This window comes from Actinoplanes sp. CA-051413, from assembly GCF_050955795.1.
GTDB lineage: Bacteria > Actinomycetota > Actinomycetes > Mycobacteriales > Micromonosporaceae > Actinoplanes.
The window spans coordinates 4,446,150-4,458,740 of record NZ_CP192100.1 but is presented as its reverse complement, the minus strand read 5'-3'; the positions used below and the strand labels follow the sequence as shown (position 1 = coordinate 4,458,740).

Sequence of the window (12,591 nt, the reverse complement as noted above, 5' to 3'; positions counted from 1 at the left end):
CGGGCCGGCGTCTTTGACCTGGGCCCGGCGGGCGCACACCATGACGCTGTGATGAGAGCTTCCTCGGACCCACCGGCCCCGCGACGCCGCGAGCCGTCGCTGAGCATCCGTGACGTCGCGGCCGCCGCGGGCGTGTCCTACCAGACCGTCTCGCGGGTGCTCAACGAGTCGCCGAGCGTCAGCCCGGACACCCGGCGCGCGGTGCTCGAGGTGATCGGGCGGCTCGGATACCGGCCCAACCGGGCGGCCCGGGCGCTGGGCAAGGGCCGGGCCGGCGCGGTCACCGTGGTCACCACCAACACCATGCTGTACGGCTACGCGGCGACGGTGCAGGGCATCGAGGAGGCCGCCCGGCTGCGCGGGCTGGCGGTGGGCATCCGGGTGGTGGAGTCGGGCGGGGTCGCGGACGTCCGGCACGCCGTCGAGTACGTCAGCGATCCCAGCGCGGGCAGCGTGATCGTGGTGGCCTTCGACGCCGTGGGGGCCGACGTGCTGCGCGCCCTGCCGGACGACGTCCCGGCGGTCGGCGTGACCGAGGCCGGCGGGGTCTCCGGCAGCGCCCGCACGATGATCTACCTGGACGAGCGGCAGGCCGCCGGGGCCGCCACCCGGCACCTGCTGGAGCTGGGCCACGAGACGGTGCAGCACGTCACCATCCCGTCGGAGACCGGGACGAGCGCACGGCAGAGCGGCTGGCGGGACACGCTGGTCGCGGCCGGAGCCCCGGTGCCGGAGGTGGTGGCCGGGGGCTGGGATCCCGGCTCGGCGTACCTGGCCGGGCGCCGGCTGGCCGAGGATCCCCGGGTCACAGCGATCCTGTGCGGCAACGACGACACCGCCCTGGGGGTCCGGCGGGCGCTGCACGAGGCGGGCCGGGACGTGCCCGGCGACGTGAGCATCGTGGGCTTCGACGACGTGCCCGGGGCGGCGTACTGGACGCCCGCGCTCACCACCGTACGAATGGATTTTGTGGCGCTCGGCCACGCCTCGCTGGCAGCACTGGTGGCCGGTGAGTCCGGGCCGGAGCCCGCTCTGCCCGCCCCTCATCTGGTCGTTCGCGAGTCGACCGCGGTCCCGCGCGCCCGGTAGACATCTGCTGGTAACAGAACGGTAACGGGACTTCCCGTGGGCCATGTGACCGGTCACAATCACTGCCATGCATGTGACCGGTCACACATCCCCCCGTGGAGGTCCGCGTTGAGATCCCTGACGATCCGAGCCGCCGGCTGTCTGGCCGCGGTGACCGTCCTGGTGGCGGCCCAGTCCGCTGCTCCCGCACACGCCGCCGCGCAGCGGTTGGTCGTCGACCTCGCCGCCGGCACCGGGGCGCTGCGCTACGGCGCGACCGGCTTCCTCTACGGCCTCGGCGACGAGGGCATCCCGAACGAGACCATGCTGGCCGCGCTCCGCCCCCAGGTGACCGCTCAGAAGGCACCGGACGGCCTGCAGCACCCCAACGGCGACGCGCTCAGGATCGCCCCGATGTTCAAGCGCGCCGGCGGCCGCGACATCCAGATCTACCTCCAGGACGTCTACAAGCAGTGGCCGTACGAGGACCTGGGCCTCGCCGACTACCTGGCCAAGGTGGACACCATCGCCCGCAAGGTGGTCGCCGACCCGTACCGCGCCTCGTACGTCTACGTGCCGTTCAACGAGCCCGACGGCATCTGGTACGCCGGCGACATGGCCGGCCTGAACGCCGACTGGAAGACCGTGTACCAGCGGATCCGCTCGATCGATCCGGGCGCCCGCATCGCCGGGCCGAACTTCGCCGCCTACCGCTCGGCCGACCTGCGCTCGTTCCTGACCGCCGCCAAGGCCAACGGCGTGCTGCCCGACGTGATGACCTGGCACGAGCTCGGCGACGACTTCTTCACCGGGTGGGAGTCGCACTACAACGACTACCGCGCGATGGAGGTCACGCTGGGCATCAGCCCCCGGCCGATCACCATCAACGAGTACGGGCGGTTCTCCGGCGACCTCGGCGTGCCGGGCAACCTGGTGCAGTTCGTCGCCCGGTTCGAGAAGAGCAAGGTCGACGGCTGCCTCGCGTACTGGACCACCGCGGGCGGGCTCAACGACCTGGTCACCCGCAACAACCAGGCGACCGGCGCCTGGTGGCTCTACAAGTGGTACGGCGAGCTGACCGGCGGCACGGTCGCCGTCACACCGCCCTCGGCCACGGGCTCGCTGCAGGCGGTCGCGGCGCTGGACCCGGCCAAGAAGCAGGCGCGGGTCATCTTCGGCGGCAACAACCCGGCGTCCGGCACGTACGACACCGACGTGGTCGTCACCGGGCTCGGGGCGGCGGCGTATCTCGGCACGACTGTGCACGCGTCGGTGTGGGCGGTGGACACCTCCGGGCTCAACCCGTCCGCCGGGCCGTACCTGGTCCGCGAGGGCGACTACGCCGCCAGTGGTGGTCAGATCACCGTGCCGCTGACCGGCCTCAAGGGCACATCGGCCTACCACGTTGTCGTCACCCCGAACACGGACCGGTCCACAGTGGCGTCGGCGTCGCGCTACGAGGCGGAGTACGCCCGCATCGACGGCAGCGCGCGGATCACCTACGGCAGCAACACCGGCTACTCCGGCACGTACTTCGTCGAGGGGTACGGCGGCAGCACCACCGCCAGCACCAAGTTCGTCGTGACAGCGCCGGCGGACGGCTACTACAACGTGGGCCTGCGCTACTCCGCCGGGCCGTACACCGGGGCGCCGGCGACCAGGTCGGTGCGGCTGCGGCTCAACGGCGCCGACCTGACCGACCTGGCGTTGCCCGGCACGACGGACTGGAACACCTGGAACACCGTCACCCGCAAGGTGTTCCTGACCGCGGGCATCAACCGGATCGACGTGAACGCGTACGCCGCGGACGACCGGGACGCGGTCAACATCGACCACCTCGACGTCTCCCCCACCACGGGCACGGTCACCACCTACGAGGCCGAGGCCACCGGCAACACCCTGTCCGGCACGGCCGTGGTCGCCACGGACACCGCCGCCTCCGGGGGCAGGTATGTCGGCTACCTCGGTGCGGGCGCCGGCAACACCCTGCGGACCACGGTCACGGTCCCGGCCGCCGGGCGCTACCGGATGGTCGTCGGCTACGCCAACGGTGAGCTGGGCGACGGCGCGACCAACTACAACAGCAACATCGTCGACCGGTACGCCGAGATCAGCGTGAACAGCGGCCCCGCCAGGCGCGTGTACTTCCGCAACACGCTCGGCTGGTCGATCTACCGGACCACCGTCACGGACGTCGACCTGGCCGCCGGGGCCAACACCATCACCTTCGGCAACGCGTCCACCGGCTACGCCCCGAACATCGACCTGATCCGGATCGCCGCACCGATCGGGCAGGAGTGACAGTGGTCTTGTCGGACCTCAGCACCAGCGTGGCCTGGGGCCACCCCGCTCTGCGGCTCATCGTGGACGCCCAGCCGGACGCCCCGGTGGCGGTGCGCACGCTCACCACCGGCCGACCGGCCGCGCCGCGGGCCAACCAGCCCCTGGTCGAGCTGCTGATCGCCGGGGAGGGCCGGGCGCGGGCCTCGCACCGGTTCTCGGACACGGCCGTGGGCGTACGGCTGCGGTGCACGGGCAACTCGGAGAGCCGGGACGGCCGGTGGCACCAGCTGCTCGTTCTCCTGCGGGACGAGCGGACCGGCCTGGCCGCCCAGGTGCGGTTCCGCTCGGCCGACGGGGTCGGGGCCTGTCAGGTGACGACCCGGGTCACCAACGAGGGCTTGGCACCGGTGCTGCTGCTGGGTGTGACGTCGTTCGCGGCCGGGTTCGCCGGTTCCCCGGTGGACGAGCTGGATCTGGTCCGGGCCGACAGCGAGTGGCTGGGCGAGAGCCGCTGGGTGCGCGAACGCCTCCGCGACCACCTGCCCGACGTCGGCCTGCGGGACCACGGTCAGGACGGCCGCGGCCGGTACGCGGTCACCAGCGACGGCACCTGGTCGACGGGGGCGCACCTGCCCACCGCCGGCCTCGTCGACCGGGTCACCGGCCGGGCCTGGCTGTGGCAGATCGAGCACAACGGGCCGTGGCGCTGGGAGGTCGGCGAACGCCGCGAGGGCGCGTACGTGGCGTTGCTGGGTCCGACGGACATCGACCACCAGTGGCAGGAGCGGCTCGCGCCCGGCGAGTCGTTCGAGACCGTACCGGTGTCGATCGCCGTCTCCGAAAACGGCCTGGACGGTGCGGTGGCCGCGCTGACCGAGCACCGCCGGGCGCTGGTGCGCCCGCACCCGGACCGCGCGGCCCTGCCGGTGGTCTTCAACGACTACATGAACACGCTGATGGGCGACCCGACCACGGCGAAGCTGCTGCCGCTGGTCGACGCCGCCGCGGCCGCCGGCGCCGAGGTGTTCTGCATCGACGCCGGCTGGTACGACAACGGCACTGACTGGTGGGACAGCGTCGGCGAATGGCGGCCGTCGCACACCCGCTTCCCTCGCGGCCTCGGCGAGGTGCTGGACCGCATCCGCGGCCACGGGATGGTCCCCGGGCTGTGGCTGGAGCCCGAGGTGATCGGCGTGCGCAGCCCGATGGCGGCCCGGCTGCCCGGCGCGGCGTTCCTGCAGCGCGGCGGGGTGCGGCTGGCCGAGCACGACCGGTACCACCTGGATCTGCGGCATCCCGCCGCGGTCGCCCACCTGGACGAGGTGGTCGACCGGCTGACCGGCGAGCTCGGCGTGGGTTACCTCAAGCTCGACTACAACATCGACCCAGGCACCGGTACGGATTTCGCCGCCGCCAGCGCCGGGGCCGGGCTGCTCGACCACAACCGGGCGCACCTGGCCTGGCTGGACCGGGTGCTGGACCGCCATCCCGGCCTGACCCTGGAGAACTGCGCGTCCGGGGCCATGCGGATGGACTACGCGCTGCTGGCCCGCATGCAACTGCAGTCGACCAGCGACCAGCAGGACCACCTGCGATATCCGCCGATCGCGGTGGCGGCGCCGCTGTCCGTGCTGCCGGAACAGGCGGCGAGCTGGGCCTACCCGCAGCCGGACATGACCGACGAGCAGATCGCCTTCACCATGTGCACCGGCATGCTCGGCCGGCTCTACCTCTCCGGGCGCCTGGACGCGATGACCGACCAGCAGCGCGCGCTGGTGCACGACGGCGTCCGCCACTACGCCGAGATCCGCTCGGTGCTGACCACGGCGGTGCCGGTGTGGCCGCTCGGGCTGCCCGGCTTCGCCGATCCCTGGCTGAGCCTGGCCCTGCGCGCCGGCGACGTCACCTACCTCGCGGTGTGGCGGCGGCCGGGCGCGGACCCCGGTGTCCGGCTCGACCTCCCGCACCTGCGCGGCCGGTCCGTGGGGGCCGACGTGCTCTATCCCCGCCGGTTACCGGCCTGGAGCTGTGACTGGTCCCCCGGCACCGCGACGCTGACCGTCGCCGCCGGCGGGGCCGAGCCCGCCGCCCGCATCTTCCGGCTGGTCGCCGGCGCGGGCGTCACCCACCCTGAGAAAGAAGGATGAGATGCGAAGATTGCCGGTCATCGCCGCCGCGGCGGTGCTCACCCTAGGGCTCGCGGCCTGCAGCGACCCTTCCGCGGAGGCGCCCGCCGACACCGCCGTCACCTGGCCCGAGGCCACGGCCAAGCTGGACGGTGTGCAGCTGACCATCTGGGCGGCGCAGAACAGCAACACCGTGCCCAAGAAGGTCATCGAGGAATTCCAGCAGGCCACCGGGGCCAAGGTGCAGGTGGTCACCATCCCGGACCCGTACGAGCAGGGGGTGCAGACCAAGGTCGCCACCGGGGACAAGCCCGACCTGGCGTTCTGGCAGCCGACCGCCTCCATGCTGACCGCGCTCAACGCCAAGGCGAACCTGCAGCCGCTGACCGACGCGTCCTGGCTGACCCAGCTCGCCCCCGATCTGAAGGACATCACCGGTATCCAGGACGGCACCCGCTACGCCGCGCTGGTCACCAGCCCCGCGGTCGAGGGCGTCTATTACAACAAGGAGGTCTTCGCGGCCAACGGGATCGCCGCCCCGCCGAAGACCTTCGACGAGATGGTCGAGGTGGCCCGCAAGCTCAAGGCCAAGGGCGTCACGCCGTTCCATGAGATGGGCGGCGACCGCTGGGCCACCCAGTGGTGGGTGCAGGTGCAGCTCGCGGACGCCGCCAAGGCCGGCCTCTGGGACAAGGTGAACACCGGCAAGGAGACCTTCAGCAGCCCGGTCGTGCTCGACGCGATCAAGCGATACCAGTCGCTGATCAAGGAGGGTCTGTTCAACGCGGACATCAAGACCGCCAAGTTCGAGGACCAGGGTACGGCGCTGCTGGGCGGCAAGGCGGCGATGGTCGTACAGGTCAACTCGTTCTTCGGCCAGTTGCAGGCCAAGGCCGGCACCGCCGAACTGGACTCGAAGATCGGGTTCTTCCCGATCGCGCCGTCCGGCAACATCGGCACCTTCATCCCGGACCAGTCCAACGCGCTGGTGGCGTTCAAGACCGGTGACGCCAAGCGGGAGGCCGCGGCGCGGCAGCTGATGACGTACTGGATGGGCCCCGGCTACACCTCCTTCGTCGCCGACCGCAAGACCGTCTCGCTGGAGCCGTCGGTGCCCAACCCGCCCGGCGTACCCCAGGCCCTGCTCGACGTGCACGCGGCGCTGCCCGCCTCGGTCGGTTCCATGCAGGCGCTGGCGGTCGCCAATCCCGATCTCTACCTCAACCTGGCTGACATGATCAGCGGCACCATGACCCCGGAACAGGTTGCGAAGACCACCCAGGACCAGTTCGCGCAACTGGCCAAGGCCGCCGGCGCGCCCGGCTTCTGACCCGCGTGTCCACCATCGAAAGAACGCGGGCGCCCAGGGCACCCGCCGGTCCGGCGGCGCGCACCCGCCGCCGGGCCGGGACCGTCAACCGGCGGACGTACCCGGCGTGGTTCCTGCTGCCCGCGTTCGCGATCCTGCTCGTCTTCTTCTTCCTGCCGACGCTGTTCAACTTCATCTACGCCTTCACCGACTGGTCCGGTTTCAAGGCCGCGATCAACCCGGTCGGGCTGGACAACTTCACCGAGCTGGCGTCCAACGGCAGCCTGTTCCGCGCCCTGCGGATCACCCTGCTGTACGCCGTGCTGGTCGCGATCTTCCAGAACGTCTTCGGCTTCGGGCTGGCCGTCCTGCTGGAACGCGACACCCTGCTGAACCGGATCGCCCGGGTCTTCCTGCTCATCCCCGTGCTGATGTCCGCGCTGGCGGTCGGCTACATCTTCCAGGCGCTGCTCAAACCGGAGGGCAGCCTGAACCAGCTCATCGGCGGCGTGCTGGGCCATCCGTTCGACTACGCCTGGCTCGGCGACACCACCTGGACGATCGTGGTCGTCTCGGTCATCCACGGCTGGAAGTGGATGGGCCTGTCGATGCTCATCTACCTGGCCGGGCTCAAGACGATCCCGGACGACGTCATCGAGGCCGCCCGGATCGACGGCGCGTCCCGCTGGTACGCCTTCTGGCGGGTCCGGGCGCCGCTGCTGGCCCCGGCGGTCACCTTCAACGTGGCCACCGCGCTGCTCGGCTCGATGAACGGCTTCGACATCGTGCAGGCGACCACCGGCGGCGGACCGGCGCGGACCACCGAGATCCTCAACATCTTCATCTTCCGGACCTTCGGCCAGGGTCTGTTCGCCCAGGCCACCACGATGAGCTTGATGCTGTTCCTGCTGGTGGCCCTGCTCGCGTTCCCCGTCATCTATCTGCTGCGCAAGCGGGAGGAGATCCTGTGACCGGCCTCAGCGACGCGGCGCTCTGGCGCCGGCTGCAACCGGTGGTGACGACCGTGCTGGTGGTGGCCGTGATCGGCGTGCCGCTCTGGCTGGTGGTGATGACCGCCGGCAAGAGCCAGGGTGAGGCGCTGAACCCGGACCTCTCCCCGCCCGGCCACTGGCAACTGCTGGCCAACGTCCGGCAGGTCTGGGTGGACGGCGACGTGCCCGCGGCCTTCCTGGGCAGCCTCCTCGTCGTCGTGCCGACGGTCGCCGGGGTGCTGACGTTCGGCTCGATGGCGGCGTGGGTGCTGGCCCGGCGCGCCACCCGCCTCAACGCCGTGCTGTACGCGATCGGCATCAGCGGCATCGTGCTGCCGCCCGCGGTCGTCACGGTGGTGCTGCTGTTGCGCCAGCTCGGCCTGGCCGGCACCGCGACCGGGATGATCGGCGTCTACCTCGGCATCTACCTGTCCACGGTGATCTTCTTCGTCACCGGCTTCGTCCGCACGATCCCGCCCGCACTGGAGGAGGCGGCGCAACTGGACGGCGCCGGCCCGGTGCTGGTCTTCCGCCGCATCGTGCTGCCGATGCTGCGCCCGGTGCTGGCCACCGCCACGATCCTGGTCTGCCTGTACGTCTGGAACGACGTCTTCTACGCCTTCTTCGTGGTGGGCGGGCGCCTGGACACGCTGCCCCTGAACCTGTTCCGGGTGGCGAGCGCGGGGCTCTACCTGAACAACTGGCACCTCATCTTCACGTACGTGATCCTGATGAGCCTGCCGCTCGTGGTGGTCTTCGCCGTCGCCCAGCGCCGGATCATCTCCGGCATCACCAGCGGCGCGGTGAAGTGAGCGTCAGCCCGGGCAGTGATCCACAGCACTAAAGTTTCCGGTTTGGAAAACTTGCTGGCTCGGAAAAAAGCCGTAGCGTCAAGGTCATGACGGACGAGCCCGGGTTGCGCGAGCGCAAGAAGCTGGCGACCCGCCGGGCTCTCTGCGACGCCGCGCTCAAGCTCGCCCTCGACGAGGGGGTCGCGACCCTCACTCCCGAGCGGATCGCTGAGGAAGTGCACGTCTCCCCGCGGACGTTCCGCAACTACTTCTCCAGCAAGGAGGAGGCAATCGTCGCGGGGCTGCGGGACCGGGCCCACGAGGTCGCCGACAATCTGCGCGGGCGGCCCGCCGACGAGTCCATCTGGGATTCGCTGCGGGCCGTTCTGCTGCCGTCGGTCGAGACCGGGATGCCCGGGCACGACCTGATGAACCTGCTCGGGCTCATCCGCTGCCACCACGCGCTGCTGGCCGAGCATCTCACCGGCTTCGAGGACCTCAGCCGGCGGATGGCCGAGGTCATCGCCGAGCGCACCGGCACGGACGTGCAGCGCGATGTCTACCCGCGGCTGCTGGCCGACGCGTCGGGCATCGCGCTCAAGACCAGCCTGGGCCTGTGGGCCACCGGCACCACCGGGCGCAGTCTCGCCGACATCTTCGGCGAGGCCCTCGACCTGCTCAGCCGGGGCCTGCCGATCCCCGCCCCGGCGCACTCCGCGGATACCGGCCCGCCGCTCGGCTGAGCCTCCCCCGTTCCACACCCCCGCCCTCCGGCCGCCCTGGCCGGCGGACGACACCGCACGCCCCGCCGACGACCGCGCCGACGGTAAGTACCTGCCGATCACCGGCGTGAACCATCGGAGGGACCGGCATGAGCCAGGTTAGGAGAACGCCGGTCGCCGACCCGGCCGCGCGGCCCCGGGCCCTGCCGGAGCTGGCCCTGGTGGTGGGGCTCTTCCTCGCGTACAAGCTGGCCCGGCTGCTGATCCAGGGCCGCGACGACGTCGCCGTCGGCAACGCGTGGCGGATCTGGGACCTGGAACGCTTCCTGCACCTGCCCGGCGAGGTGGCCGTGCAGCACGCGGTGGTCGGGCAGCCGGCCCTGCTCGAGGCGGCGAACACCTTCTACGCGTACGTGCACTTCCCGGCGACCGCCGCGTTCCTGCTCTGGATGTTCCTGCGCCGGCCGGAGTACTACCGCTGGGCCCGGCGCAGTCTCGCCGGCCTGACCGCCGCCGCGATGGTCGTGCACGTGCTGCTGCCGCTGGCGCCGCCCCGGATGCTCACCGCCACCGGGATGCTCGACACCGGCCGGCTGTTCGGGCCGATGGTCTACGGCGACCCGGCGACCGACACGCTCACCAACCAGTACGCCGCGATGCCGTCGCTGCACGTCGGCTGGGCCCTGGCGGTCGCGGTCACCCTAATCGCGGTGACCCGCGGGCCGTGGCGCTGGGCCTGGCTGGCCCATCCCGCGCTGACGCTGCTGGTCGTGGTGGTGACCGGCAACCACTACTGGATGGACGGGATCGTCGCCGCGGCGCTGCTCGTCGCCGTGCTGGTGGTGTGCCCGTGGCCGGGCCGTCAGCCGCACGCCGTCTTCGGCCGCGTGGTTCCGCAACCGGCCGCCGTCGCCGTGGAGCAGCCGGCATGAGCGCGGCCCTGATCGCCACCGTGCTGCTCTCACTGCTGTCAGCCGTGGCGTACGCGCTCGCGGCGGTGGTGCAGGAGCGTCTCGCCGCGGCGCCACGCTGGTGGATGATCATCAGCCTGAACGGCGGTGGGGCGCTGCTGCACGTCGGCGCGCTGGCCTACGGGTCGCTCGCGGTGGTGCAGCCGCTGGGTGCGCTGACCCTCGTGGTGGCGTTGCCGGTCGGGGCGACGGTCGCCGGACGACGGGTCCGCGGCCGCGAGTGGCGCGGCGCGCTGGCGACGGTCGCCGGCCTGGTGGCGCTGCTGCTCGCCGTCGGCACGGCCGCTCCGACGCAGGCCCTCACCGACGCCCAGGTGCTGGCGCTGGTGCTCCTGGCGGTGGCGCTGATCGTGGGGCTCGCCGGGCGGGCGTACCGGGCGGTTCCGGGTCCGGCCCGGCTGCCGGGGCTGCGGCTGGCCGCGGCCGGCGGGATCGCCTTCGCCGCGGCGTCGGCGCTGACCCAGACCGCCCTGCTGCGGATCGGCGCCGACGGGCTCGCCGCGCTGGAACAGCCGGCGGTGGCCGGCACGGTGCTGACGCTGGTCACGCTCTCCGCGGCGGGACTGCTGCTGTCGCAGGCGGCCTACCGGTACGGGCTGGGCGGACCGCTCGCGACTCTGACCATCGTCAACCCGGTGGCCGCCGCGGGCATCGGGGTCGTGCTGCTCGGGCTGGGTGCCGGGTTGACGCTGCCGGCGGTGCTCGCAGCCGCCCTGGCTGCTGTCGTTTCGGCCGTCGGCGTGGTGCTGCTGGCGACCCCCGGCCGGCCTACGCCGAGACCGGCCTGCCGCAAGGCGCTCCGGCCGGTGCGGCGGCGTCCGCGGCACCGTCCGGTGGCTCAGCGCAACCGGCGCCCGGCGTCCCGCACGCCCTCCCTGCGCTGACCGCCCTGGGTCAGGCGCTGGGTGGTGTGGTCATCGGCGCGGTCAGGCATCGGGTCACGGTCACCGTGACGCCGTCCGGGCCGTCGCTGATCAGCAGGGTGTCGGTCAGCCGGCGGGCCAGCAGGATGCCGCGACCGCCGGGGACGTCGGCCGCGGGCGGCCCCGCGGTCACCGGCAGCTCCCCCGCGAAGCCCTCGCCCCGGTCGCTGACGTCCGCGATCAGGGTGTCGGCGTCCAGAGTCAGCCGCAGCGAGCCGTGCCCGCCGCCGTGCCGCACGGCGTTGGTGACCAGCTCGTTCACCGCTGCCACGAAGTCGTCGAGGGCGTCGTCGTGCAGCCCGGCGGCCGCGGCGTGACGCCGCAGGTCGTGCCGGAGGTCCGTGATGTCGTCGGTGGTGAAGTCGCGCGTGAACACCTCGGTCGTCGAGCCCACCGGCCCGGCGCCCGCACTCGCCCCGGTGTTCTGGGTGAGCGGGGACTCCGGGGTGGCCACCCAGGAACCATAGCCCTGCCGCGCCGGGCGCCGAGATCGGCAAAAGCATCGTTGTCCTGGGACAACGGTTTTGCGGGGGCCGGACCGGCGCCCGGAGGGGCCGGTCCGGCCGGTCGTCCGCTCAGCCCTTGGTGATCACCTCGTCCGCCGCCAGGGCGGTGGTCCGCTGCTCGATCGTCGTCCGCAGCCGGTCGGCATCCTGGGGTGACCGCCTGCTCGTCGCGTCCCGCGACGGTGCCGAACTCGGCGGTGATCTCAGCGCCGCGCCGCAGGTCAACTCGCGGGGACGGCGGGGGCGGCGGCGAGCAGTGCGGCGGCCGCGGTGGCGAACATCGTGGACTTGATGCTGCCCAGGGTGCCGCGGTCCTTGCCGGCGAGCGGCCGCACCGCCTCGGTGGCCGCGGCGACCAGGCCGGCTTCGTCGGCCGCCCGGTCGACCAGCCCGGTCGCGACCGCCGTGGGCGCGTCGAAGCGCCGGCCGGTGGTCATCGCGGCGATCGCCGCGGCCGGGGTCACCTTGGCCTGGATCAGGGCGGCCATCCCGGGCGTGAACGGGATGGTGATGTCGACCTCCGGGAAGCAGAAGTATCCGCGGTCGGCCCGCATGATCCGGAAGTCGTGGGCCATGGCCAGCATCGCCCCGGCGCCGAACGCGTGCCCGTTGATCGCGGCGATGGTCGGCACCGGCAGGGTGAGCAGCCGGGCCAGCAACCGCTGCACGTCGACGAGGTACTGCGGTGCCTGGTCCCCGTTCTCGCCGAGCCAGTCCAGGTCCAGGCCGTTGGAGAAGAACTTGCCCTGGCCGGTGGTGACCAGTGCCGCCGCCTCGGAACCCTGCACGACGACGTCGAGCAGGTCGTTGACGCCGGCGATCCAGGACGGCGAGAAGCGGTTCTCGTCGTCGCCGAGGTCGAGGACGTGGACGGGGTGGTCCTGGTGCAGGGTCGGCATG

11 protein-coding genes are annotated in these 12,591 nt (G+C 72.1%); 9 read left to right on the top strand and 2 right to left on the bottom strand.

Going from position 1 to position 12,591, the window contains the following annotated elements; all coding sequences use genetic code 11:
• Positions 1–51 precede the first annotated feature (51 nt).
• The 9 genes from ACQP2Y_RS20600 to ACQP2Y_RS20560 all read left to right on the top strand — a co-directional run bounded on the left by ACQP2Y_RS20600 (position 52) and on the right by ACQP2Y_RS20560 (position 11,146).
• Positions 52–1,089 carry a LacI family DNA-binding transcriptional regulator gene (locus ACQP2Y_RS20600; RefSeq protein WP_433730629.1) on the top strand — a complete coding sequence of 346 codons (1,038 nt, stop codon included), beginning with the start codon at positions 52–54 and terminating at the stop codon, positions 1,087–1,089.
• A gap of 108 nt (positions 1,090–1,197) precedes the next feature.
• Complete coding sequence (locus tag ACQP2Y_RS20595) at positions 1,198–3,369, top strand: CBM35 domain-containing protein (RefSeq protein WP_433730627.1); 2,172 nt, start codon at positions 1,198–1,200, stop codon at positions 3,367–3,369.
• Between the two features lie 2 nt (positions 3,370–3,371).
• Positions 3,372–5,498 (top strand): glycoside hydrolase family 36 protein, encoded by a 2,127-nt coding sequence (locus tag ACQP2Y_RS20590; RefSeq protein WP_433730625.1) that lies wholly within the window; start codon positions 3,372–3,374, stop codon positions 5,496–5,498.
• Between the two features lies 1 nt (position 5,499).
• Positions 5,500–6,807: an ABC transporter substrate-binding protein gene (locus tag ACQP2Y_RS20585; RefSeq protein ID WP_433730623.1), complete on the top strand. Its 1,308-nt coding sequence runs from the start codon at positions 5,500–5,502 to the stop codon at positions 6,805–6,807.
• Between the two features lie 5 nt (positions 6,808–6,812).
• Positions 6,813–7,757 (top strand): carbohydrate ABC transporter permease, encoded by a 945-nt coding sequence (locus tag ACQP2Y_RS20580; protein WP_433730621.1) that lies wholly within the window; start codon positions 6,813–6,815, stop codon positions 7,755–7,757.
• The gene (locus ACQP2Y_RS20575) at positions 7,754–8,590 is read left to right on the top strand and encodes a carbohydrate ABC transporter permease (protein ID WP_433730619.1); all 837 of its coding nucleotides are present in this window, start codon (positions 7,754–7,756) and stop codon (positions 8,588–8,590) included. The genes ACQP2Y_RS20580 and ACQP2Y_RS20575 overlap by 4 nt, the downstream gene beginning before the upstream one ends.
• An 86-nt stretch (positions 8,591–8,676) precedes the next feature.
• Entirely contained in the window at positions 8,677–9,312 is a 636-nt protein-coding gene (locus tag ACQP2Y_RS20570) for a TetR/AcrR family transcriptional regulator (RefSeq protein ID WP_433730617.1), read from the top strand.
• 128 nt (positions 9,313–9,440) lie between these two features.
• Entirely contained in the window at positions 9,441–10,223 is a 783-nt protein-coding gene (locus tag ACQP2Y_RS20565) for a phosphatase PAP2 family protein (protein ID WP_433730615.1), read from the top strand.
• Positions 10,220–11,146, top strand: coding sequence for a DMT family transporter (locus tag ACQP2Y_RS20560; protein ID WP_433730613.1), 927 nt, complete (start codon positions 10,220–10,222; stop codon positions 11,144–11,146). The genes ACQP2Y_RS20565 and ACQP2Y_RS20560 overlap by 4 nt, the downstream gene beginning before the upstream one ends.
• Before the next feature lie 10 nt (positions 11,147–11,156).
• On the opposite strand, the gene ACQP2Y_RS20555 is transcribed toward ACQP2Y_RS20560, so the two are convergent.
• Together ACQP2Y_RS20555 and ACQP2Y_RS20550 are read right to left on the bottom strand one after the other, a co-directional pair.
• The gene (locus ACQP2Y_RS20555; RefSeq protein WP_433730611.1) at positions 11,157–11,639 is read right to left on the bottom strand and encodes an ATP-binding protein; all 483 of its coding nucleotides are present in this window, start codon (positions 11,637–11,639) and stop codon (positions 11,157–11,159) included.
• 273 nt (positions 11,640–11,912) lie between these two features.
• A complete protein-coding gene (locus ACQP2Y_RS20550; RefSeq protein WP_433730609.1) occupies positions 11,913–12,590 on the bottom strand; it encodes an enoyl-CoA hydratase-related protein in 678 nt (225 codons plus the stop codon).
• Position 12,591 lies beyond the last annotated feature (1 nt).